Annotated in this window: 18 protein-coding genes and 1 pseudogene; 4 read left to right on the forward strand and 15 right to left on the reverse strand. The window is 61.7% G+C overall.

Translation table 11 applies throughout. From position 1 onward, the window contains the following. Positions 1 to 2 precede the first annotated feature (2 nt). From ACLGGT_RS20120 to yajC, 3 genes are read right to left on the reverse strand one after another with little or no spacing between them, the layout of a single operon-like run. The gene (locus ACLGGT_RS20120) at positions 3 to 764 is read right to left on the reverse strand and encodes a TSUP family transporter (RefSeq protein WP_437197360.1); all 762 of its coding nucleotides are present in this window, start codon (positions 762 to 764) and stop codon (positions 3 to 5) included. Further along, positions 757 to 3,393, reverse strand: coding sequence for a protein translocase subunit SecD (gene secD, locus ACLGGT_RS20125; protein WP_437197361.1), 2,637 nt, complete (start codon positions 3,391 to 3,393; stop codon positions 757 to 759). Before secD ends, ACLGGT_RS20120 begins: the two co-directional genes overlap by 8 nt. A gap of 41 nt (positions 3,394 to 3,434) precedes the next feature. Continuing rightward, positions 3,435 to 3,716: a preprotein translocase subunit YajC gene (gene yajC / locus ACLGGT_RS20130; protein WP_008282540.1), complete on the reverse strand. Its 282-nt coding sequence runs from the start codon at positions 3,714 to 3,716 to the stop codon at positions 3,435 to 3,437. Between the two features lie 160 nt (positions 3,717 to 3,876). On the opposite strand from yajC, the gene serS reads away from it, so the two are divergent. Beyond that, entirely contained in the window at positions 3,877 to 5,169 is a 1,293-nt protein-coding gene (gene serS, locus ACLGGT_RS20135) for a serine--tRNA ligase (RefSeq protein WP_008282541.1), read from the forward strand. 417 nt (positions 5,170 to 5,586) lie between these two features. On the opposite strand, the gene ACLGGT_RS20140 is transcribed toward serS, so the two are convergent. From ACLGGT_RS20140 to ACLGGT_RS20170, 7 genes are all read right to left on the reverse strand, one after another. Beyond that, a complete protein-coding gene (locus ACLGGT_RS20140) occupies positions 5,587 to 6,303 on the reverse strand; it encodes a glutathione S-transferase family protein (RefSeq protein ID WP_437197362.1) in 717 nt (238 codons plus the stop codon). A gap of 25 nt (positions 6,304 to 6,328) precedes the next feature. Next, positions 6,329 to 7,216: an NAD(P)/FAD-dependent oxidoreductase gene (locus tag ACLGGT_RS20145; RefSeq protein ID WP_437197363.1), complete on the reverse strand. Its 888-nt coding sequence runs from the start codon at positions 7,214 to 7,216 to the stop codon at positions 6,329 to 6,331. A 2-nt stretch (positions 7,217 to 7,218) separates the two neighbouring features. Continuing rightward, a complete protein-coding gene (locus ACLGGT_RS20150; protein WP_081506530.1) occupies positions 7,219 to 7,662 on the reverse strand; it encodes an RrF2 family transcriptional regulator in 444 nt (147 codons plus the stop codon). Between the two features lie 295 nt (positions 7,663 to 7,957). Continuing rightward, positions 7,958 to 8,971 carry a fatty acid desaturase gene (locus tag ACLGGT_RS20155; RefSeq protein ID WP_437197364.1) on the reverse strand — a complete coding sequence of 338 codons (1,014 nt, stop codon included), beginning with the start codon at positions 8,969 to 8,971 and terminating at the stop codon, positions 7,958 to 7,960. Between the two features lie 109 nt (positions 8,972 to 9,080). Beyond that, positions 9,081 to 10,547, reverse strand: a complete 1,467-nt coding sequence (gene der, locus ACLGGT_RS20160) for a ribosome biogenesis GTPase Der (protein ID WP_437197365.1) — start codon at positions 10,545 to 10,547, stop codon at positions 9,081 to 9,083. Between the two features lie 49 nt (positions 10,548 to 10,596). Then, positions 10,597 to 11,925 (reverse strand): PQQ-like beta-propeller repeat protein, encoded by a 1,329-nt coding sequence (locus tag ACLGGT_RS20165; RefSeq protein WP_008282547.1) that lies wholly within the window; start codon positions 11,923 to 11,925, stop codon positions 10,597 to 10,599. Between the two features lie 73 nt (positions 11,926 to 11,998). Beyond that, positions 11,999 to 12,688 (reverse strand): hypothetical protein, encoded by a 690-nt coding sequence (locus ACLGGT_RS20170; protein ID WP_008282548.1) that lies wholly within the window; start codon positions 12,686 to 12,688, stop codon positions 11,999 to 12,001. Between the two features lie 221 nt (positions 12,689 to 12,909). On the opposite strand from ACLGGT_RS20170, the gene ACLGGT_RS20175 reads away from it, so the two are divergent. The 3 genes from ACLGGT_RS20175 to ACLGGT_RS20185 all read left to right on the forward strand — a co-directional run bounded on the left by ACLGGT_RS20175 (position 12,910) and on the right by ACLGGT_RS20185 (position 18,279). Next, the gene (locus ACLGGT_RS20175) at positions 12,910 to 14,127 is read left to right on the forward strand and encodes an efflux RND transporter periplasmic adaptor subunit (protein WP_008282549.1); all 1,218 of its coding nucleotides are present in this window, start codon (positions 12,910 to 12,912) and stop codon (positions 14,125 to 14,127) included. After that, positions 14,124 to 17,897, forward strand: a complete 3,774-nt coding sequence (locus tag ACLGGT_RS20180) for an efflux RND transporter permease subunit (RefSeq protein WP_437197366.1) — start codon at positions 14,124 to 14,126, stop codon at positions 17,895 to 17,897. Before ACLGGT_RS20175 ends, ACLGGT_RS20180 begins: the two co-directional genes overlap by 4 nt. A gap of 208 nt (positions 17,898 to 18,105) precedes the next feature. Further along, complete coding sequence (locus tag ACLGGT_RS20185; protein ID WP_232279244.1) at positions 18,106 to 18,279, forward strand: VPEID-CTERM sorting domain-containing protein; 174 nt, start codon at positions 18,106 to 18,108, stop codon at positions 18,277 to 18,279. Between the two features lie 9 nt (positions 18,280 to 18,288). On the opposite strand, the pseudogene xrtE reads toward ACLGGT_RS20185, so the two are convergent. From xrtE to ACLGGT_RS20210, 5 genes and pseudogenes are all read right to left on the reverse strand, one after another. After that, positions 18,289 to 19,892: pseudogene (gene xrtE / locus ACLGGT_RS20190) on the reverse strand (exosortase E/protease, VPEID-CTERM system). A gap of 66 nt (positions 19,893 to 19,958) precedes the next feature. Next, on the reverse strand, positions 19,959 to 20,624 hold the full coding sequence (locus ACLGGT_RS20195; RefSeq protein WP_008282552.1) for an alpha/beta hydrolase: 666 nt from the start codon (positions 20,622 to 20,624) through the stop codon (positions 19,959 to 19,961). Beyond that, positions 20,621 to 21,250, reverse strand: a complete 630-nt coding sequence (locus ACLGGT_RS20200) for a DNA-3-methyladenine glycosylase family protein (protein ID WP_008282553.1) — start codon at positions 21,248 to 21,250, stop codon at positions 20,621 to 20,623. The genes ACLGGT_RS20195 and ACLGGT_RS20200 overlap by 4 nt, the downstream gene beginning before the upstream one ends. After that, a complete protein-coding gene (locus ACLGGT_RS20205; protein WP_437197367.1) occupies positions 21,247 to 21,975 on the reverse strand; it encodes a cobalt-precorrin-6A reductase in 729 nt (242 codons plus the stop codon). The genes ACLGGT_RS20200 and ACLGGT_RS20205 overlap by 4 nt, the downstream gene beginning before the upstream one ends. Beyond that, positions 21,972 to 23,021 (reverse strand): cobalt-precorrin-5B (C(1))-methyltransferase, encoded by a 1,050-nt coding sequence (locus tag ACLGGT_RS20210; protein ID WP_437197368.1) that lies wholly within the window; start codon positions 23,019 to 23,021, stop codon positions 21,972 to 21,974. Before ACLGGT_RS20210 ends, ACLGGT_RS20205 begins: the two co-directional genes overlap by 4 nt. Between the last annotated feature and the right edge of the window lie 53 nt (positions 23,022 to 23,074).

The following is a 23,074-nucleotide window of genomic DNA, read 5'->3' on the forward strand; positions in this document are numbered from 1 at the left end:
GCTTACCCCTCCTTGCCCCAGATCGGCAGCCCGCTCACCACCGCAAGACCGATCACTGCATAAGCCGCCCAACGATAAAGCCGCTCGTGACGCGGGTCAAAGAGCGATTGCCCAATCAATGAGGAAATGAAATACGGCACCGCAAGTAACAGCGCCAAAAGGAAAATCTGCCCATTGATCGCCCCGCGTAAAAGGAGGTTGGCCACGATCACCACATCCAGCGCAGCCAGAAACAGGATCGTATTCGCGCGCACCGATTGCGCCGCCGACTGCCCCGCGAGGTAGAACAGGATTACCACCGGGCCGGTCAACCCTGTCAGCCCTCCAATCACGCCGGCCACAGCCCCAATCGCGAGCAGCATGGGGCGGCCCACCTGTCCCGAGAACCGCCACCCGGTGATCAGCGCCGCCAATGTGATTGCGCCCACAGCGGCCACCACCCACCGGATGCTGACCGGGTCAAGCCGCCCCATCAGCCACAGACCAATCGGCACGGTCACAAGCGCCGCAAGCGCCAAGATACCCACTTCGCGCCGGTCCGCCTGCGACCACGCGCGCGGCAACAGTGCCGAAGTGCTGGCAATTCCCGTCAGCGTGATCACCCCGACGATGATCTCTGGCCGCAGAAAAATCCCCGCCACGGGCACGAAAATCAACGCCGTTCCAAAGCCGGTAAAGCCCCGCACGATCCCTGCCAGCCCAATCGCCAGCAATAGCCAGACCAGGCCGGGCGTCGCCCAGACCGCGCTGATTGCCTCAGGCATCTATATTGGCGAATTGCGTGCCCGCATTGGCATCCGGCTTAGACCAGTCGCGTTTGATACCCAGCCACATCAGCACCGTACTGGCCACAAAGATCGACGAATAGGTGCCGACGATCACGCCCCAGATCATGGCAAAGACAAAGCCCCGGATCACGTCACCCCCCAAGACATACAAGGCCAAAAGCGCCAGCAACGTGGTCAGTGACGTTACCATCGTGCGGCTCAGCGTCTCGTTGATTGACAGGTTCAGCACCTCTCGCAGCGGCCTTTGCTTGTATTTGCGCAGGTTCTCGCGGACCCGGTCAAACACCACCACCGTATCGTTAAGCGAATAGCCGACAAGCGTCAGAAGGGCCGCGATGATCGCGAGATCGAATTGGATTTGCAGTTCCGAAAACACACCGATGGTTAGCGCCACGTCATGCACCAACGCAATCACCGCCCCGACCGCGAATTGCCACTCGAACCGCATCCAGATGTAAACCAGCACCGCCCCGATGGCGAGTGCGACGGCAAGCACCGCCGTCTTGATCAACTCGCCCGATACTTTGGGGCCAACGCTCTCCACGGATGTGAACTGGATATCCGGCACAGCCTGCTGCAAGGCCGCCTCGACCGCCGCGATCGTTTCGGGGGTGACACTCTCGGTCTCGTCCTGCGCCTGAATCCGGAGCATTGCCACGTTCTCTTCCGGGCCAAAGGTTGGATCGAACACCTCTGTGATGCTTACATCGCCCAGCCCCAGATCGTTGGTCGCAGCGCGATAGGCCCCGATATCAACAGGTTCTGCGCTGAGCGTCCGGATCGTGGTGCCACCCTTGAAATCAATCCCGAAATTCAGCCCTTGCACGGCAAAAGAGCCAAACGCCACAAGGATCATCACCCCGGAAATCCCCAACCACAGCTTCCACCGGCTAAAGAAATCCCAAGAGGTGATTTCCGGGACGAGCCGGAAACCGCGCCCGACCAACACCGTTTTTGGCCGCTTGCGCTCAAACCACATCACTGTGATCAATCGCGTCACAAACAGAGCGGTAAAGACCGAAGTCACAATCCCCAGCCCCAGCGTTATGGCAAAGCCACGCACCGGACCAGACCCCATGACATAGAGGATCAGCGCCGTCATGAAGGTGGTGATGTTGGCGTCGACAATCGCGCTCATCGCCTTCTCATAGCCCAATTCAATGGCCCGCGCCGCGCCCTTGGCCGATTTCATCTCTTCTCGGATACGCTCAAACACCAGCACATTGGCGTCCACCGCCATCCCGATGGTCAGCACGATCCCGGCGATCCCCGGCAAGGTCAGCGTAGACCCGATTAGGCTGAGCAAGCCGAAAATCAGACCAACGTTCACAATCAGCGCAATATTCGCAAAGATGCCGAAAATGCCGTAACTCACGATCATGTAAACGAGCACAAGCGCAAAGGCCACAAGACAGGCCAGCTTGCCCGCCTCGATACTATCGGCCCCAAGCTCCGGCCCGACCGTCCGCTCTTCCAGAAACTCAAGCCCCGCCGGAAGCGCACCCGCACGCAACAGCACGGCCAGTTGCGTGCTGTCCTCAACATTGAAGTTGCCGGTGATGATGCCCGACCCGCCGGCAATATGGCTTTGGATCACCGGCGCGCTGATCACCTCGCCATCAAGCACGATAGCAAAGGGATTGCCGATATTCTCAGCCGTGTAATCGCCGAATTTGCGGGCACCCGTGGGATTGAACCGGAACGACACCGCCGGGCGACCGTTCTGGTCGAAATCTGGCTGTGCATCGACCAATTCCTCGCCCGTCACAACGGGCGCGCGCTCCAGAATGTAGTAAACGCCCGCCTCGTCCAGTGACGGCAGCACCTCGTTACCTGCGCCCGCGGGCGCATCAGCGCTCGCGGCACGGCTGATCACCGGCTGGAAGGTCAGTTGGGCCGTGGTCCCGATCAGCGCCTTCAACTCGGCTGCGCTGCCAATCCCCGGCACCTGAATCAGGATACGGTCAGCGCCCTGGCGCTGGATGGTCGGCTCGCGCGTGCCCACCTCGTCGATCCGACGGCGAATGATTTCCAGCGATTGCCGCACGGTGCGATCATCGGTCGCGCGCTGCTCGGCCTCGCTCAGCCGGATGATGATATCCGCACCGTCCGTTGTCACCTCGATATCGCTGCCACCCACGCCAGTCAGCACATCGGTAACAGGCCGCGCCAGCCCACGCACCAGCGCCGCGGCCTCTGTGGCCATTTCGGGCCGCTCGACAAGGCGCACCCGCAATTCGGGCGCATCGGTCTGCTGCAGCCGGATGGGCCCCACGCTGTCACGCTCTTCACGCAACAGATCGCGCACCTCGGGCCACATCCCCTCAACCCGCGCCTGATAGACATCTTCGACCTTGACCTCGGCCAAAAGATGCGCGCCCCCGCGCAGATCAAGCCCCAGATTGACAAGGCTTGAGGGCATCCAATCGGGCCAAAGCGCCAGATCATCGGCCACCGAGGCCGGATCAGCCCCCGCCTCAACGGCGACGACGGCGTCATTATGCCGCTCGACCTTTCCGTAAAACCCATTGGGCAGGGCGAGCATCAGACCAAGGGCCACCGTCCCCCAGATACAGAGGCGTTTCCACAGGTCGATTTGCAGCATGTTCCTGCCCTTTCAGAGGTTTTTCGCAGGGGAGCGGGGGCTTAGCCCTCGGCAGGCTCAGTCTTGGACAGAACCTGTGCGATGGTGGCGCGCACCACACGCACCTTGATGCCCTCAGCAAGTTCCACCTCGATCTCGCTGTCATCCTTGACCTTGGAAACCTTGCCGATCAGGCCGCCTTGCGTCACCACCTGATCGCCGCGGCGCAGTGCGCCGATCATGGCCTTATGCTCTTTGAGCTTCTTCTGTTGCGGGCGGATCAACAGGAAATACATGATCGCAAAGATCAGAATGAGCGGGATGAACTGGCTAAAGGCTTCCATCGGGTATCCTCTTTTTGTGACGCGGACAGCGGGCCGCGAATTGCCGGGGAACCTAGGCGCGGGGCCGGGTATTTGCAAGGCGCGAAAGCATGGCGCAAGCCCGGTTTCTGGTGCATAACGCCGCCCAAGCGATTCACCGACAGCTTTGAGGACCAGCGCCATGCACGATATCCGCGCCATCCGCGAGACCCCCGATGCCTTTGACGCCGCCCTCGCACGGCGGGGTCTGGCTCCGGTCTCGCCCCAGATTCTGGCCCTCGACGAGGCGCGTCGCACCCGCATCCACGCGGCCGAGAGCGCACAGGCCGACCAGAACCGCGCGAGCAAAGAGGCAGGCGCCGCCAAAGGGCGCGGTGACGAGGCAGAATTCGAACGTCTGCGCACTCTGGTCTCGGCCAAAAAGGAAGAAATGGCCGCCATGCAGGCCGAGGCCAAGGCGCTTGATACCCAGCTCACCGACCTCCTGATGGCCCTGCCCAACCTGCCCTTTGACGATGTGCCCGATGGCACGGACGAGAGCGGCAATGTCGAGTTGCGCCGTTGGGGGACGCCCGCAAGTTTCGATTTCACCCCGAAAGAGCATTACGACATCACCGGCGTGCAACCGGGCATGGATTTTGAGACAGCTGCGAAACTCTCTGGCGCGCGCTTTGTCGTCCTGTCGGGCAGCATCGCCCGCCTGCACCGCGCCTTGGCCCAATTCATGCTCGACACCCATATCGAGGAAAATGGCCTCCAAGAAACCTGGACGCCCGTTCTGGTGCGCCCCGAAATGATGCTGGGCACCGGGCAATTGCCGAAATTCGGCGAAGACAGCTATGAGACCACCAATGGCTGGTGGCTCGTTCCTACGGCTGAGGTGACGCTGACCAATATCGTGCATGGCGAGACGGTCGATGCCGCCACCCTGCCGCGCCGCTACGTGGCCCACACCCAATGCTTCCGCTCCGAGGCCGGCAGCGCGGGGCGCGACACCGCCGGCATGCTGCGCCAGCACCAGTTCGAAAAGGTCGAAATGGTCTCGATCACCCACCCCGACGAAAGCCGCGCCGAGTTGGACCGGATGACCGCCTGCGCTCAAAGTATCCTTGAACGGCTTGGCCTGCCGTATCGCACCATCGTGCTCTGCACCGGCGACATGGGCTTCGGCGCGCGCCGCACCCATGACATCGAGGTTTGGCTACCGGGGCAGAACACCTACCGCGAAATCTCGTCCGTCTCGGTCTGCGGCGACTTTCAAGCGCGCCGCATGAACGCCCGCTTCAAACCACAAGGCGGCGGCAAACCCGAATTCCTGCACACGCTCAACGGCTCGGGCCTCGCCGTGGGCCGCTGCCTGATCGCGGTGCTGGAAAACGGCCAGCAGGCCGACGGCTCCGTCCGCATCCCCGACGCGCTCCACCCCTACCTGCGCGGCAAGACGATCCTCAACGCCGATGGGAGTCTTGGGTAAAGCAGCTTACCTCTGATCGCGTTCACATCGCCCCGGGCCTGACCCGCGGCCTCCCCCTCCCGCTTGGGCGAGGTCCCGGATCAAGTCCGGGACGGGTGCGGTTTCAATCGGGCGCAACCTGCCCTACGCAGGGCTTCCCGCTCACCTTTGACACCTCGCGGGGGCAAACGTCGAGCGGTCAGTCACTCTTGAGCCAAAGGCCAAGCCCGTCCAACCAAGGCCCGACCTTCGAGCCCGAGCGCACGAAAGTCTACAGAGCGGACAAAGAGAGCTTTCGCTGCCGCTTCGCTGATGACTGCTTCAGGAGCATACCAAGCAGCCATCGTTCTTGACACGTCTGGCAAAGGTGGCGACGAAACCACCCAACTTGGCCTCTAACGACTATCTCGAAGCAGCGGTCTCCATACCGGATCAGAATCAGCCCACCAGAGCAGCATTCCACCCAACATCATCGAGTGACCAATCGAAACCATGATCCGGAAGACCATGAGCAACCGCTAGAAAACCCTTTGGGCAAGGGGGGCAAATGGCACTTGGTCTTTGCCGGAAGAACTCGTACCAAGCGCGCAGTTTTTCGAGCCTCTCGGGCAAGTGAACACCGTAGACGTCCGCTGCAAATTGCAGGGTCGCCATCGCGATACAGTCTGCAATGGTGTTCTCAGAGCCAGTTAGGAAGGGTCCTTGATTTTCAGTCAGTACGAGATCGAGGCGTTCCAGCTGCTTCAGATAGGCCGCCGCTGCAAAACGCGCTGTAGCTGGATGCTGCTCCTCCATGCCGGCGAAGACCGGACTGCCCTTATGGGCCCATACCCCAAGCTGAAGCGCTGCCTCATCTGCGATGCTCATTGCTTCCCGCGTTCGGGCCTTCGCGGCGGGTGACCACCCGATCATGTTCGGCTGCGGATACCGATCCTCCAGATATTCCAAGATTGCGATCGAAGATCGGATCTTGTGACCATCTTCGGTTTGCAACACTGGCACTGTTCCGAACGAACTCACTGCCCTCAGGCGGCCGAGACTTTCCGGGTCCATCGCATCAAAGGCAATCCGGTCTATATCGGTGATCCCTTTTTCGGAGAGGTAGATTCCGATGCGACGTGGGAAGAGCGCCCAGTTCAGTTCGTAAAGCTTCATGGAGTTTCCTTCCAATAGTTTGATCTCAGCGCGAGGGCCAAACAAGTGATCTGTGAATTTGTGCGCCGGCAGTTGCGCCATCGGCCACGGCAAGCGACACCGAGTGCGGGGCGCGTGCGACATCACCGCACGCAAATACGCCACGGATAGATGTCTCTTTCTCATCGGACGTCCGCAGCTGAGACCCCATGGGCGTTTCTATCAATGCGCAGCCCATGGTTTCGGCCACCGCACTGGCCGGCGAACAGATGGGCGCCGTGAACAAACCGGCAAAGTCCACGCGGCGACCGTCGGTCAGAAAAACTTCGGCCTTGCCCTCGATCCGATCGATTGGCGTTTCCTCCATGGTAGCACCGCGGCGATGAAGATCGGTACGGGTTTCATCGTCGAGTGGCATCAGGGCGTTGGTCAGGAATGTGACCTTGCCCCACTCCGTCAGCAACTGCGCCTGATGCACGGACATGGGCCCGGTTGCAATCACGCCGATATGGCCCTGATCCAGCTCGTAGCCATGGCAATAGGGGCAGTGAAACACCGAACGCCCCCACCGCTCTGCCAGTCCAGGCACCGAGGGCAGTCCATCCGTCACACCGGTGGCGAACAGCAGGCGACGCGTTTCGAAGCGCTCGCCAGTGGTGAGGGTCACTTGGAACGCGTCGTTCTCTCCAGCAGCGCTGGCAACCTCGCCCTCTTTCCAGGTCAGGGTCGGATACGCCTCGAGCTGGGTTCGGGCAATGCCGGCCAGTTCGGCCGGATCGACACCATCCTGTCCCAGAAAGCCATAGGAGTGGCTGGCTGACCGGTTGCGTCGCATCCCGGCGTCGATGATCAGCACTGACCTGCGCGCACGCAGAAGCTGCAGGGCGGCTGCCATTCCTGCATAGCCACCCCCGACTAAGATAACATCCTGCATTTTCATTCTTTCTGTTTAAGCGTTTCCGCGTGGCGACGTTTGAAGTCGGCAGCCAGATCGGCAAGTGTGACATGAGCGAAACGCTCAAGCAGCAACGCTTCGGCTTCTTCAAACGTGTGTTCCAGTGCGGCGTTGACCGACTGCTCCACCAGGCAGAAGGGGTTCTCTGTCCGATTGCCAATCGCGAAAATGGCTGGTTCTCCAAGTGCCTTGTGCAACTGGTGCAAGGTCACGACCTCAAGATCGGCGGTGATGCGCCATCCCCCAGCGTGGCCCCGAGCGGACGAAACGATCCCTGCTTCACGCAGAAATGCCATGGTGCGCCGGACGACAACAGGATTGGTGCCCATGCACTGCGAGATGGCTTCCGAAGTCATGGGCCCTTCGTGCTCTGCCATGTGCAGAAGCGCGTGAAGGACGGAGGAAAGGCGGCTATCTCTTTTCATGTAACAATATATGTTACGATTTGTGCAGTGTGTCAAGTTATAGGGCGATCATTCCAAGAATGCCTCTTTTCACCAATGAACCAGCGACCGCTTCCATAGCCGCCCCCCTAATCCCTTTCAGACCCGCCAGTTACCGAACCTTTCGGAAGGGCTGCCGAGAGCCGCCATTCGCTGCTCAGCAGAATATCGACACGACGGGCTCTTTCCAAACCTTCGCCCACACACAGCAAGAATGTCCGATTACGGTTTTAGCTCAACGGTATAACGTGAAAGTCAAACAACCTGCCAACTCCCCCTACTCCGCCGCCACCATGCGCGTCGTCTCAGCCTTCGGAAACGGCACCAGCCGCCCCGCGTCCTCATCCCAGAGCTTCAACCGGAAACTGCGGATCGCCTCGGGCCAGCGGATCACGTCATGCGCGCGCAACGCCTCCGGCAACGCCCTCTGACAGCGCCGCAGGTTATAGGACGGAATACCGGGGTTGTAGTGATGCAGGTCGTGATAGGCGATATTGCCCGTCCCCAGATCCCACAGCCACCCCAGATCAAGCGAGCTTGACCCCACAAGCGTCGCCTTGCGGAAATCGAGCGATGGCTTGCGATCCCAATAGGTCTCTTCGAAATTATGCTGGAGATACACCAGAAACACCCCGATCACCCCCGCCAGCACAGCGCTCACGCCCCAGACCGCTAGGCCCACGCCCCCCAGCATGGCCCAGATCAGCGCCAGATAACCCGCCAGCATCAGGTTATGTGCGATCACGCCCCATACCCCCACCACTCGCGTATTGCGCGGCCAGCGATAGGCGATGAAATAAGCGTAAATGCCTCCCAGTGACAGCATCACCACCGGATTGCGATAGAGCCGATACCACAGCCGTCTGTGCCATGGTGCTGCCTGCCATTCCGACAGCGTCATCGTATAAACCTCGGTCGTCTCGCGGTGATCGAGATTGCCCAGATAGGCGTGATGCTGGTTGTGATTGTATTGCATGACCCGGTAGGGCGTCAGCGAAAACACCGATAGGGCATAGCCCACCACGTCATTCAATCCTTTGCGCCGAAAAAGCGCGGCATGCCCGCAATCGTGTTGCAACACGTAAAGCCGCACCGAAGCAAAGGCGAGCACGCCAACCATCGCCACCGCGCCAGCCCACTGCCCCGCCTCTGCCAAAGCCGCACCCAGGATCAGCGCGCCGCCATAAACCACAAGAGTGCCCGCAAACGACAGCGCGCCACGACCATCGCTCTTGGTGGTATAGGGTCTGAGAAAGGCGCGAAGCGCCGCCTGATCGGGGGTCTCGGTCATGTCAGCCTCCATGCCACAGAGGGGTAACACTCTTTGGCCTCAGAGATTTGACCTCGCCCCGCACGAATGCAAGAGGGGCTGCACAGGAATTTGCACGCCCCTGCCCGGCTCAGTCGCTTGATCGCCCCGTCAAATGCTTGCGCAGGCTCGACGGCCCGGCCTTTTTCTTGCTCTTGTAAGGGTTACGATCCGCCTGACTGCGGAAATAAAGGCGGATAGGCGTGCCCGGCATGTCAAAATCTGCCCGCAACCCATTCACCAGATAGCGCGAATAGCTCTCGGGCAATTTGTCGGGATGGCTGCACATCACCACGAATCCCGGTGGCCGCGTCTTGGCCTGCGTCATGTAGCGCAGTTTGACCCGACGGCCGCCCGGCGCGGGCGGCGGGTGCTGCTCCAACATGCCGATCAGCCAACGGTTCAGTTGCGCCGTGGTCACGCGCCGGTTCCAGACCTCATGCGCCTTGGCCACCGCATCGCGCAGGCGGTCCAGCCCCTTGCCGGTCTTGGCCGAGACCGTGACCAGAGGCGCGCCGCGCAATTGCGGCAAAAGCCGCTCAAATGCCTCGCGCAACTCTCTGATCTTGTCGCTCTTGTCGGGCTCCATGTCCCATTTGTTGATCGCCACCACCACCGCGCGCCCTTCGCGCTCAGCCAGATCGGCGATCCGCAAATCCTGTTGTTCAAAGGGAATCGCCGCATCAAGCAGAACCACGACCACTTCGGCAAATTTCACCGCCCGCAGCCCGTCCGACACCGACAGCTTTTCCAGCTTGTCCTGCACCTTGGCCTTCTTGCGCATGCCTGCCGTGTCGAAAATCCGCACCGGCATCCCGTCCCAGTCGATCCGCAGCGAAATCGCATCGCGCGTGATCCCGGCCTCAGGCCCGGTCAAGAGCCGCTCTTCCCCAAGGATCTTGTTGATCAGCGTCGATTTCCCGGCATTGGGCCGCCCCACCACCGCCACCTGCATCGGACGGGCCTCGGTCGGCTTGCGATAGCTGATATCCTCGTCGTCCTCGATATCCTCGTCGAGCGAGACATCCACCTCTGGCGCTTCCGCCGCCGCGCGCGCCTCAAAGGCATCAGCCAGTGGCATCAGCTGGGAATAGAGGTCGTTCAACCCCTCGCCATGCTCTGCCGACATGCGAATAGGCTCGCCCAGACCCAGCCCCCAGGCCTCGATCACGCCCGCATCCGCCGCCGATCCTTCGGCCTTGTTGGCGGCAAGGATCACATGCGCCGAACGCTTGCGGAGAATCTCGGCAAGGCTTTCGTCGGTGGGCGTGACCCCGGTGCGCGCGTCGATCACAAAGAGGCAAATATCCGCCATGTCGACTGCGCGCTCTGTCAGCTTGCGCATCCTGCCCTGAAGGCTCTCGTCGGTGGCATCTTCCAGACCTGCCGTGTCGATCACCGTAAAGCGCAGATCGCCCAACCGCGCGGCCCCTTCGCGCAGGTCTCGGGTAACGCCGGGCTGGTTGTCAACCAACGCAAGGCGCTTGCCCACCAGACGGTTGAAGAGCGTCGATTTGCCAACATTGGGACGGCCCACGATGGCTACGGAAAAGGTCATGTCTCAGGCTCCGATACGGATCAAGTCGCCCTGATACAGGATCGCACGATCAACGGAAAGCCAGCAATTGACCCTTTTTCGACACGACATAAAGCGTATTGCCCGCAACCACCGGGTTGGACGTGGCACCACCGGGCAAATCCCGCGCGCCCGTCATCTGCCCCGAGGCCGGATCAAAGAACCGCAATTGCCCGTCGCCCGAGGCCAGGATCAGCTGACCACCGGCCAGAATGGGGCCAAAATGGCCCACGATTTCGGCCTGCCGCTTGGGCTTGCGATCCGCAAAGAGCGGCAATTCATGCCCCCAGATGCGCGTCCCGTCCTCGGTGGCAAGCCGCACCAATTCGTTGCGATCCGTGACCATGAACAGCGAGTCCCCGGCCGGCCAAACCGGGTTAAGCGGGCCTTCTTCGGCAGTCCAGAGGCGGTTGCCGCTGCCAAGGCTTAGCGCAACGGTGCGCCCCGAATGGCTGCCGGTATAGAGGCGGTCACCGACGACCACCGGATCGCCGGTGATGTCATCCACCCGCGCACTCGCTACGCCCAAACGCTCGCCCGCAACCTGCGCATCCCAGAGGCGCAGACCACCCCGGCGGAATGCGCCCTGCAATTCCCCTGCACCAAAGGCAAAGACCACGTATTTGTCGGTGATGGCCGGGGCAGGTCCGCCCAAGACGTTGTGAATATCCGGCGTGCCGCTCAACTGCCAGGCAATCCGCCCGGTGTCCGTCTCAATCGCCCAGGCCACATCATCGCCCGCAACCACATAGACCAGCCCGTCAAAGACCGCCGGTGTGCCGGTGCCGGGCGATCCCAACGCCTGTTGCCAGATCACGCCGCCTGTCGCAGGGTCAACCGCCGTGAGCAGGCCAAACCCGGACGAGACAAAGAGCTTGCCATCGCCATAGGCCAAGCCGCCACCGCTGGCATTGTCAGACCTGTCATTGGCCGGCGTAAGGTCGCGCGTCCAGAGCAATTGCCCTGTGGTCGAGACAGCCGCCACCGTCGCCTCGGCATCCAGTGTAAAGATACGCCCTTCGGCCACTACCGGGTCAGCGGTGATCCGCACCCGCCGCCCGTCACCTGCGCCGATATTGACCGACCACGCCAGTTGCGGTGCACGCGACAGCGCGGGATGGGCCGTGCGCGTTGCAGGCGTTCCGATGCGCTGGCGCCAGTCCGCATTGACTGTCGCCGCTGGCAGCGAAACGGGCAGAACTTGGTTTGTTGGTGTCACACTTGCCTGAGCGCGCGCAGTCTCGCTCTGGAGAACCTCGCGAATTCCCTCGCGCTCACCGCTCAGAATCTGTGTCTTCTTGGTGCAGGCCGTCAGCGCAAGGACTGCAATCAGCCCAAGGATCAATCCGTTCGGTTTCACTGCTCTTGCCCTCACTCTTCGCCTTTTGCCGTCCTGCCGGCCCGCATGAGCCTGTCGCCCGACGCGGCCCCTGTCATTCACCTAGCGACTCGGCCCCTGTGACAGGCTCCGGCAGGTCGGGCATATCTTCGCCCAAGGCCACAATCACTTGTGTCACGCGCCTACGCAAGCCCATCGTCGCCTCCGCGTCGCTGGCAATCGCGCCAAGACGCTCCAAAGCCGCATCCCGGTTGCCCGTTTCCAGATCAATCAGCGCCAATTGTTCCTCGGCCAAGAGGCGCAAAACCCCGCCGCTCAGCGCCAATCCGTTCAAGCGCCCGCGCCGTGCTTCGGCATCCAGCCCCGAACCCGGAAGCATCACCGCCTTGAGCGTTGCAATATTGCGATAGACGGCATCCACATCCGACCGGTCTGCCAGCGCCAGCAACCGCGCCGCCGCTGCCTCGGGGGTGTCGGCCGCTTCTTCCGCCGCCGCGAGCAAGGCAATCACCGATCCCGCTTGGGCCCCCGGCGCCTCGATTGCATCCAGTGCTGCGGCGCGGGCGCTGCGGTCTTCGGTCGCCAGGGCCGCAAGCACCGCATCGCCCAACGCTTGGGCGGCGGCCTGATCCTGCGCCTTGCGCCATTCGTTCCACGCGGCACCGCCCACCAACATCAGGATCGCCAGAACCGCGATCCAGCCATATCGGCGCATCAACGCGAATAGCCTGTCGCGGCGCACCTCTTCAGTGACTTCATCGATGAAAGTGTCGGTGTTGCTCACGCCGCGCCCCCTTTGAATTTCGCCCCTCTTACCCCGAAGCCCTGCCCCTGCCAAGGGGCACCGCGCCCGCGACGCAAGGGCGTGCTTGCAGCAGGCATTGGAAAAGATTAATCTGAACCGGTTGGTTTAGCGTAAGCCAATGATGTTGCGTCAAGGGCATGTCCCGCAAGGCAGGCCCAAGCCCGGCCCAACGCCACGCCTCATGGCCCGAAGGTAGATAAATGCGGTTGCTTCCTGTTCTCATCGCCCTCGTGGTCTCTGTCCTTGTCTATGTTCTTGTCTTTGAGCATGACAGATTTCTTCCAGCCCCCGCCACTCAGCCGCAAACCGAAACCACATCACCAGAAACCGCCCCCCAAACGACGCAGATCATGCGCGTCGTGGCCCTGCGTTCACAAGCGCGTGAGGTCGACAGCGCCGTCGTGGTGCGCGGCAGATCCGAGGCTGACCGCATCGTCGAATTGCGCGCCGAAACCTCGGGCCTTGTCATCAACGACCCGCTGCGCAAAGGGCATATGGTGACCCAAGGCGATATCCTTTGCCGCCTTGACCCCGCCGCGCGCAACGCCGCTCTGGCCGAGGCCCAAGCCCGGCTGAGCGAATCCCAAACCCGCATCCCCGAGGCCGAGGCCCGCGCCAACGAGGCCCGCGCCCAACTCGAAGAGGCTGAAATCAATGCCAACGCCGCCGAAAACCTTGTCGAAAGCGGCTTTGCCTCACAAACCCGCGTCGCTGCAACACGCGCCGCGGTCAGCTCGGCGCAAGCAGCGGTGCAGTCGGCCACCTCTGGCCTAGAGGCCGCGCGCGCCGGGATTGAATCCGCCCGCGCCGCCGTCGCCGCCGCCGAAACCGAGATCGCCCGCCTCGCCATCGTCGCGCCCTTCGACGGCGTGCTCGACACCGACACCGCGGAAATCGGCAGCCTTTTGCAACCCGGCGCGCTCTGCGCCACGGTGCTGCAACTCGACCCGATCACCATGGTCGGCTTTGTTTCGGAATTGCAGGTGGCCCGCGTGGAAATGAATGCCCCTGCAACAATTCGCATGGCCTCAGGCCGTAGGGTCGAGGGGCGCGTGACCTTCGTTGCCCGCTCCGCCGATGACGTCACCCGCACCTTTCGCGTTGAAGTGACCGTGCCCAATCCGGACCTCTCGCTGCGCGACGGGGAAACCGCCGAAATCCTGATCGGTGCCGCAGGCAAACGCGCGCATCTCCTGCCGCAATCCGCGCTCACTCTTGATGACGAGGGGGCCTTGGGCCTGCGCATCGTCAACCCCGAAAGCCTTGCCCAATTCGTCCCGGTCGAGCTCTTGCGCGATACACCCTCCGGTGTCTGGCTCACCGGACTGCCAGATAGCGCCGATGTGATCGTGATCGGACAGGATTTCGTGACCGATGGCGTGCCCGTTGACCCGGTGTTTCAGGAGTTGGGCCAATGACCGGAATCGTCGATTGGGCCGCCACCCGCGCCCGGATGGTTTTGGCCTTCATCGTGCTCTCGGTCCTTGCAGGCACGCTGGCCTATGTCGGCTTGCCCAAAGAGGGCGAGCCTGACATCGAGGTGCCCGCCCTCTTCATCTCGGTCCCCTTCCCCGGCATCTCCGCCGAGGATAGCGAAAAACTGCTCGTCAAAGTGATGGAGACCGAGCTGAGCGATCTGGACGGTCTGAAGAAAATGACCGGCACCGCTGCTGAAAACTATGGCGGCGTGGCGCTCGAATTCGAATTCGGCTGGGACAAGACCAAGACCCTCGCCGATGTGCGCGACGCGATGGACACCGCCGAGGCCGATTTCCCCGACGGCGCTGAAAAATACACCCTCAACGAGGTGAATTTCAGCGAATTCCCGATCATCATCGTCAACCTCTCCGGCCCGGTGCCGGAACGCACCATGTCGCGCCTTGCCAATGACCTGCAAGACACGCTCGAAGGGCTGGAACCTGTGCTCGAGGCTGGGATCGCGGGCAATCGCGAAGAGATGCTCGAGGTTATCATCGACCCGCTCCGCCTTGAGGCATATAACGTCACGGCGCTGGATCTGATCAACGTGGTGCAGAACAACAACCAATTGATCGCAGCCGGTGAAGTCGACACAAGCCAAGGCACTTTCGCGGTCAAAATCCCTTCGTCCTTCGAAGACACCAGCGATTTCTACAACCTTCCGGTCAAGACCAATGGCGACCGCATCGTGCGGCTTGGCGATCTGGCCACCATAAACCTCACCTTCGAGGATCGGCTAGGCACCGCGCGGTTCAATGGCGAGACCACCGTCGCGCTCCAAGTGGTCAAGCGCAAAGGTTTCAACATCATCGAGACCGCAGACCTCGTGCGCGCCGCTGTCGCCGAGGCGGAAAAGACATGGCCCGAGGATTTACAGGTCGCAGTCAGCGTTGGCACCTCCAACGACCAATCCAGCACGGTCGCCTCGATGGTCAGCCAGCTTGAGGGCTCGGTTCTGACCGCCATTGCCTTGGTTATGATCGTCACACTGGCGGCCTTGGGCATCCGTCCTGCGCTGCTGGTGGGCTTTGCGATACCAACCTCCTTTCTGCTCTGCTTTGCCCTTCTCGCCGTCATGGGCGTCGCGGTCTCGAATATCGTGATGTTCGGTCTCATCCTTGCGGTTGGCATGCTTGTGGATGGTGCCATCGTCGTGGTGGAATATGCAGACAAGCGGATTGCCGATGGCGAAGGCCCGATGCACGCCTATGTGGGGGCCGCCAAGCGGATGTTCTGGCCCGTGGTCAGTTCAACCGCGACCACGCTCTGTGCTTTTCTGCCGATGCTCTTCTGGCCCGGTATTCCGGGGCAATTCATGGGCATGCTGCCCGTTACACTGATTTTCGTGCTCTCTGCATCGCTCTTGGTGGCGCTCGTCTATCTGCCCGTGCTGGGCGGCGTGACCGGGCGGCTGGAACGCTGGTTCAACGCCCGCACAGATCAGATTGCGGGCGGTTTCTGGCTCTGGCATGTGCTGCTCTTGCCGCTGGCAATCGGTGCGGCGCTTCTGGCCGGCCAATTGGCCCCCACCCTGCTGAACGAAGTGCGCGCGCAATTTTCAGCCATGGACGGCACGCAAATCCTTGGCTCAGTCATACCCGTGTTGACCACGGTCTTTGGCCTCTTGCTTGGCGTGTCACTTCTTGCGGCGGTAGGGCTGTCGGGGGTGGTCGCCACGCTTCTGGCGCTTTTGGCCATCCCGCGCCGCTTTGGCAAACTCCTGCACGTCGCGCGGCAACGCTGGCTGCCCCCGCGCCGCGAACGGGTCCGGGGCGGCTATCACCGCTCGGCCTTTGGCTGGGTGATCCACGCCATCGCGGGCAATCCGGTGATGCCTCTGGTGGCCTTTGGCGCGATTTTTGTGCTCGTGGGCTCTGTGCTCATGTTCTACATCAACAACAACAATGGCACCGAATTCTTTGTCGATAGCGAACCCGAGCAAGGCATCGTCTATGTGCGCGGGCGCGGCAATCTCTCGATTGATCAAAAGGATCAGTTGGTCCAGCAGGTCGAGGATATCATCCGCGCCCATCCGGGCATCCAGACCGCCTTTGCCTTTGCCGGGGATGGCGGGCTTGATACCAACACCGGTGGCGCACAGCCCCCACGCGACACGATCGGTCAGATACAATTCGAAACCATCGCCTGGGAGGATCGCCCCCAGACGCACGAGACATGGTTCACCATTCCCCTGATCAACCTTGCCGTATCGCGCGACGTGGTGGCCGCAGACTTTGACGGCGATGCGGTGATTGCGGAACTGAGCGCCGAACTGGAGCAAATTCCCGGCATCAAGTTTGAGGTTCTTGCCCAATCCCGTGGCCCCGCTTCGGCCAAGCCGGTGCACCTGCGCCTCAAAAGCGACAATTGGGACGATCTCATCGCCTTTACCGAAGTGGCGCGACAGAAATTCGACGAGACCGAAGGCCTGCGCCAGATCGAAGATACCTTGCCCCTGCCCGGCATTGATTGGCAGATTGACGTTGATGTCGAAAAGGCCGGGCGTTTTGGCGCCGACGTGGCAACCGTTGGGGCGATGGTGCAGCTTGTGACACGCGGTATCCTGCTCGACACGATGCGCGTGGACAGCAGCGACGAAGAAATCGAGATCCGCGTCCGCCTGCCCGACCAGGACCGCGTGCTCTCAACCCTCGACAGCCTCAAGGTGCGCACCGATGACGGACTGGTTCCACTTTCGAATTTCGTCAGCCGCAAACCGGTCAAACAGCTGGCCCAGATCGACCGTGTCGATCAGACCCGCTTTTTCGACATCAAGGCGGCAGTTGAGGACGGTTTATTTCGTAAGGAATCGGCCACAGATGTTACAGATCGTAAGGTGCCCATCACCGCAAACGAGCGCATCGCGCTCCTGACTGAGTGGCTCGATTCCGGCGTTCTGCCCCCCGGAATCAGCTATGAATGGACCGGCGACGCCGAGGATGAGGCCGAATCCGGCGCGTTCCTGCAAAAGGCCTTCGCCGGGGCGCTTGGCCTGATGTTCATCATCCTCTTGGCGCAATTCAACAGTGTTTACAACGCAGTGCTGGTGCTTTTGGCGGTCGTGCTCTCAACAACCGGCGTGCTGATCGGGATGCTGGTGATGGATCAGCCGTTTTCGATCATCATGACGGGCACCGGCATCGTGGCCCTCGCGGGGATCGTGGTGAACAACAACATTGTTTTGATTGATACTTATCAGGAATACGCCCGCTACATGCCCCAGATCGAAGCCATCACCCGCACCGCGCAGGATCGCATCCGGCCCGTTCTTTTGACCACGATCACCACCATGGCGGGCCTCGCGCCGATGATGTTCGGGCTAAGCCTTGACTTTGTGAATGGTGGCTATGCCTTTGATAGTCCAACAGCTTTGTGGTGGAAGCAGCTTGCCACCGCCGTGGTTTTCGGCCTCGGAATCGCAACCGTGCTGACGCTGGTCTTTACCCCCGCGATGTTGGCGCTGCGGGTGTGGCTGGGCACCTACGCGCTCTGGGGCGCGCGCCTCTTGGCCAAGCTTTCGATGGGTCACTCTAGCCGCGCCGCTCAGGATTGGGCCCTCGCCCACACCGCAAACCGCCTCGCACACGCTGAAATTGTCTGGCCCGACGAAAATCAAACCGCGCCCGCAGACCCAACTCAACCTGCTGAAAAAAATACAAAAACACCGGATTCCATAGGCCAAGATTCGCCTCTCCGCGCGGCAGAGTGATTCTGTTGAAGATGTGAGTTCGCCCCTGTATCCCGCAGGAAGATTGCCCGATGTTTCAGCATCTCAGCCTCTAATCCGGAAACAAAGCGCCCTGTAGACCCGGTTCGTTTCCAAATATATGACTCGACCGGCACGAAGCTTGAAATGTGTCCGAAATCTGGCATATCTAAGGTCAGAATTTGAACGCATGGTAATACGGAGACGACTGATGTTTGATTGGTTCTGGAGTGGCTGGTATGGTGGAACCACGTCGAGCGGTGGCTCGACATCGACGTCCTCCGTGCCGGAAATGGACGCTGCAAGTGGCACATTGGCCATCGCAGTCGTTCTCGCGGCCCTTGTCCTTGCTTGGGAAATCAAACGCCGTCGCGCGCGGAACTGACCTCTACCGTCAGATCAGCGCCCAATCCCCCTCCAAAGGGCGACGGCTGCGATAACAGCATTGGCAACAGCATGGGCGGCCATGGCATCAGCCAGCCGCCCATTGCGCATGTAAACCAGAGAAAAGACGACACCAGCCAGCCCCGCCTCGATCCATCGGCCATGGACAAGCGCAAAAAGGCTGGCGGAAACACCAATCGCGATGATCTGGCTTGAAACAGTGCCCCGGTCCAGACGCGCTTGGACATAACCCCGAAAAAATAGCTCTTCGATCACCGGCACAAGCGCCACGGTGCCAAGGATGCGCACGCTGGCCCAAAGGGCAAAAGCGCCGGCCCCAAGCGACATGAGCGCGTCAGAGGTTGGCTCTGACGCGGGCGCGGTTGCGATCCAAACCACCCCAACCGCGATGCCTGCGACCACCGAGAGCATCGAGGGCCAAGCTAAATGCTGCCACAGAGTGGCGCGCACCCACCAAAGCGCAGCCAGCATCATGCCGGCCTGCACCGGATAAGCGAGGGCAGGTTCGCTCCAAAAGGCCTGTGCGATCAATCCCGACAAGGCAAAGACGATAAAGGGCAGGATGCGGCCAGCCACATCATCCTGAGCCAGCGGGGCCACGCTGCGCACCTGTGGCACCACCACCGCCTGAAGCGCATAGCCACTGCGCCCGACAACAACCAAAACGCCGATCGACAGGGCTGTGAACATCAACCAACCGGCAAAGCTGTGAAACCCGTTGACCGCCAGTTCCGGCGAGACATGCACACCGATCAGGATCAACCCCGTGATCCGCACCGCGTTGAACAGCCAGCTTACCAACAGCGCAAGGGGCCAAATCACGAGGCCAAAGCGGCGCAAGCGCAATTCGTCACGGAAAAGCACCCCGTAAAGGGCAAGAAAGGCAGTGATCAACACCAGCCCTTCGATCCCCGAACAACTATCGGCCACCATAACCTGAAACTCTGGCGTGCCGATCACATAGGTCGCGGGATCAACGACCACCTCCTCGACAAAGAGGCGCAGCAAGAGAAAGACCGCAATGAATGTCACATCCGTGACAGCCTGCACGCTCCAGAGTGGCCCCGCCAAAACCACAGCCCCCGGAAGAGCGGCGGCAAAAACCACCATCGCCAAAAGGGACAGACTGCGCCCCTGTAACCAACTCAACCATGCCGCGGGCCGCATCAGCCACAGCAGACCACCCAAGGCCGCCATCAGCGCGCCCAAGGCCGCCAGAGGGAAAACAGACTGAAATTCTGCGCTGAGCGCGTCAGGCGCGATCACGATCAGCGGCGTGAGCATGGCCAGAATGCCAAGGCCATGTATCAGGGCCCATCTTAACCCGCCCGGCGCACGGCTTGCCGCCATGCCGAAATCGGCGCGCGCGACGGGGCGCGCCCAGAGGTATATCCCAACCAACGACCCCGCACAAAGCAGCCAAAGCGCCACAAACCGCAATCCGCGACAGGCAGCTTCGATCCCGGTGGCGCGACATTCTAGGTCGCTCAACACCTGATACCCAAGCACAAGCACCACCATCTCGGCGACAAACAGTCCGCCAAGGGATAGAGCCCGCCCATGCGGGGTAAGTTTGCCAGTGTCCTCACTCATCCGTCTTGCGCTAACTCAAGAGCGCCGCCGCAATATGGCAAGCCTGAGGCGATTTGTGGAAAACCGTCAGAGGCCAAGTTTGTCGCGCATAAAGGCCAGGGCCACTGACAGCCCGTCAGGGGCAATTCCGTGGCCCGTACCCTTCATGATATGGGCATAGACATCCTGCCAGCCTGCCCCCTGCAAGGCCTCCGCCGCCTGCGGCAGCGACTGTACCGTCACCACCTCATCGGCATCGCCATGCACCAGCAGAACGGGCGGGCGGCTCTGCGTCTCATCTTCCAACAAGTCCGGCGAAAGAAGCCGCCCGGAAAAGGCCACGACGCCAGCCAGTGCTTCTTCGCGCCGGGGTGCCACATGCAACGCCATCATTGACCCTTGGGAAAAGCCAAAGAGCACCACCTGTTCAGGCAAAAGATCCTCATCCACCATCAGCGCATCAAGAAAGGCATTCAAATCCGCCGAGGCCGTCATCAAGCCCCGGTGCGCTTCTTCCTCGCTTGATCCGTCGATCCACGGGATAGGAAACCATTGCAGACCAAAGGGCATCCCCGGAATGCTCTCCGGCGCATCGGGCGCGACAAAGAGCGTATCTGGCAAGTGTTCCGCCAACGGGTCTGCCAGCCCCAGCAAATCCGCGCCATTGGCCCCGTATCCATGCAGAAAGACGACAGCCGAACGTGTCTCACCCGAAAGAGGCGCCTTGCGGCCTGCTTGCAATACCCGTGTCATCTGATCCCTTCCCTGTCCTTGGCCACCCGGTAATAGGCCCACAAAAGTCGCGCCGCAACGGCGCGCCATGGCGACCAGTCCTCGGCCATTTGCCGCAGCGCCCGTTCCTTGGGCCTTTCCGGCAGGTCGTAGAGCAGCCGCACCGCCTCTTGCAAGGCCAGATCACCGGGCGCAAATACGTCTGCACGCCCCAAGCTGAACATCGCATAGATTTCCGCCGTCCAGACACCGATACCAGACACTTGCGTGAGCGTGGCAATCACCTCAGACGTCGGAGCGCTGCGCAAGGCGGCATAATCGATCCCCGCCTCGGCAAGCGCGCGGGCATAGCGCGCCTTTTGGCGGCTGAGGCCTACGGCACGCAGATCGTCATCCGTGACCGCGACGATGCGCTGAGGTTCGGTGAAGCCGGCCTGTTCCAGTCTTGACCAAATCGCATTGGCCGAAGCAACGCTGACCTGTTGGCTGACAATCGCACTGAGTAGCCGCGCAAATCCGTCCGGGTTCCGCCGCAACGGCAGCGGCCCCGTCAGCGCATAGGCATGATGCAGGCGGGGGCAGAGGGCGGCCAAATGCGCTGCCCCTTCTTGAACGTCCGCGTCGCACTCGATGATCCGGCCCGTCATATGTTGCGCACCCACTCCATTGCCGCCGCCACCGTCGCCACGCGCGGGGCCTTTGGCTGTGGCGGTCGCGCGATCATCGCCACGGGCAGGTTCAGCGCCCGCGCAGCCGCCAGCTTGCTCTCGGACGCGGCCCCCCCCGCATTCTTGACCACCAGCCAGTCGAAACCTAGCCGGGTGAAAAGCGCGATCTCCTCCGCCACGGAAAACGGTGGGCGACCAACAAGATAGGTGCCATTTGCCATCGGAAAGGGTGCCTCGGGTGGATCGACCACGCGACAAATCAGCCGCCGCCCGTCGAGATTGGCAAAGCGTGTCACGCCCTGCCGCCCGGTGGCAAGGAAAACCGTCGCCCCCTCGGGAATATGCGCCACCGCCTCTTCCTCTGCGGCGATAATGGTCCAGCGGTCACCGGCCGCAGGCACCCATTCCGGCCGCAAAAGCTGGCAATATGGTACGGCTTTGTCAGCGCAGAGCCGTGCCGTACGCTCGGATATCCGGCTGGCAAAAGGATGCGTTGCATCAAGAACTGCGGTGATCCCGGCCTCGGTGAGGTAGCGCAAAAAACCGTCCTCGCCGCCAAACCCACCTATTCGCGTGGGCAGGCCCATGGCGCGCGGCGCACGCGTGGCCCCGGCAAGCGAGGCAATGGCAGGACGCCCATCGGCAACCAAAAGTCGTGCCACCTGCTGCGCCTCTCCCGTGCCCGCCAGCAGCAAGAGCGTCATGCCGCCCCCGCCCGTGCCAGCACCACACCGGCCCGGTCGATCACAACCGTATCAACCGCAACGCCTTCGGGCAGCATTGACAGCACCTTCAACCGGCTTTCCTGTGCCACCCATTCTGCCAAGACTTCCCCAGCAACGTCATAGGCTTGCAACGCCGTGTTCATGTATTTCAGATCCGGTATGGCAAGCGCGTCGGCGAGGCCTGCGAAATCCACTTGGCTGCGGCCTGAATGCAAATCGCGCGCGCCCTGCGCCAGCTTGATCATCTTGCCGATACCGCCCCCCACCGTCAGGCGCGGCAGCGGATGCCGGGCGAGATATTTGAGCATCCCACCCGCAAAGTCCCCCATATCCAACATCGCGTGATCCGGAAGGTCATAAAGGCTCTGCACCACCTGCTCGCTTGTGGCGCCGGTGCAGCCTGCCACATGATCCAGCCCCGCCTCGCGCGCCACGTCAATGCCACGATGGATCGAGGCGATCCAAGCGGCGCAGGAAAACGGGCGCACGATCCCTGTTGTGCCCAGAATCGACAACCCGCCTTTTATGCCCAGCCTCGAGTTCCAAGTCTTTTGCGCAAGCGCAGCCCCCCCAGGTACCGACACCGTGATTTCGATATCCGGGCTTTCAGAGAGCCGCTCGGCCATGTCTTCAACGGTCTCTCGCATCATCTGACGTGGCACGGGGTTGATTGCAGGCTCACCCGGCGGGATGGGCAGCCCCGGCATGGTGACACGCCCCACGCCCTCGCCTGCGCGAAACACCACGCCCCCTTCTGAGCGGGCCACCCGCGCGATGATCATCGCCCCATGTGTGACATCCGGATCATCGCCCGCGTCCTTGATCACCCCAGCCTCGGCCCACCCCTCGCCGCTGGCATGATGGGCAATGACGAATTCGGGCGTCTCACCCCTTGGCAAGGTGATGCAGACACGCGGCACGGCCCCTTCGCCCCATAGCAAGCTGAGCGCCGCCCGTGTCGCGGCGGTTGCGCAAGCGCCCGTGGTCCAGCCACGGCGCAGGGGGGTATCGGGTTTGCGGGTCATATCCAGTCAGGACTATAGGCGCGCCACAGCCAGAGGCCAAATGCCAAATGCCA

Origin of the sequence: Roseovarius sp. MS2 (assembly GCF_051447875.1) — a bacterium.
Lineage (GTDB): Bacteria > Pseudomonadota > Alphaproteobacteria > Rhodobacterales > Rhodobacteraceae > Roseovarius > Roseovarius mucosus_A.

Bases quoted from the DNA above. Each gene is read 5' to 3' on its own strand.
- ACLGGT_RS20120 (WP_437197360.1), bottom strand. From the start codon at position 764: ATGCCTGAGGCAATCAGCGCGGTCTGGGCGACGCCCGGCCTGGTCTGG.
- secD (WP_437197361.1), bottom strand. From the start codon at position 3,393: ATGCTGCAAATCGACCTGTGGAAACGCCTCTGTATCTGGGGGACGGTG.
- yajC (WP_008282540.1), bottom strand. From the start codon at position 3,716: ATGGAAGCCTTTAGCCAGTTCATCCCGCTCATTCTGATCTTTGCGATC.
- serS (WP_008282541.1), top strand. From the start codon at position 3,877: ATGCACGATATCCGCGCCATCCGCGAGACCCCCGATGCCTTTGACGCC.
- ACLGGT_RS20140 (WP_437197362.1), bottom strand. From the start codon at position 6,303: ATGAAGCTTTACGAACTGAACTGGGCGCTCTTCCCACGTCGCATCGGA.
- ACLGGT_RS20145 (WP_437197363.1), bottom strand. From the start codon at position 7,216: ATGCAGGATGTTATCTTAGTCGGGGGTGGCTATGCAGGAATGGCAGCC.
- ACLGGT_RS20150 (WP_081506530.1), bottom strand. From the start codon at position 7,662: ATGAAAAGAGATAGCCGCCTTTCCTCCGTCCTTCACGCGCTTCTGCAC.
- ACLGGT_RS20155 (WP_437197364.1), bottom strand. From the start codon at position 8,971: ATGACCGAGACCCCCGATCAGGCGGCGCTTCGCGCCTTTCTCAGACCC.
- der (WP_437197365.1), bottom strand. From the start codon at position 10,547: ATGACCTTTTCCGTAGCCATCGTGGGCCGTCCCAATGTTGGCAAATCG.
- ACLGGT_RS20175 (WP_008282549.1), top strand. From the start codon at position 12,910: ATGCGGTTGCTTCCTGTTCTCATCGCCCTCGTGGTCTCTGTCCTTGTC.
- ACLGGT_RS20180 (WP_437197366.1), top strand. From the start codon at position 14,124: ATGACCGGAATCGTCGATTGGGCCGCCACCCGCGCCCGGATGGTTTTG.
- ACLGGT_RS20185 (WP_232279244.1), top strand. From the start codon at position 18,106: ATGTTTGATTGGTTCTGGAGTGGCTGGTATGGTGGAACCACGTCGAGC.
- ACLGGT_RS20195 (WP_008282552.1), bottom strand. From the start codon at position 20,624: ATGACACGGGTATTGCAAGCAGGCCGCAAGGCGCCTCTTTCGGGTGAG.
- ACLGGT_RS20200 (WP_008282553.1), bottom strand. From the start codon at position 21,250: ATGACGGGCCGGATCATCGAGTGCGACGCGGACGTTCAAGAAGGGGCA.
- ACLGGT_RS20205 (WP_437197367.1), bottom strand. From the start codon at position 21,975: ATGACGCTCTTGCTGCTGGCGGGCACGGGAGAGGCGCAGCAGGTGGCA.
- ACLGGT_RS20210 (WP_437197368.1), bottom strand. From the start codon at position 23,021: ATGACCCGCAAACCCGATACCCCCCTGCGCCGTGGCTGGACCACGGGC.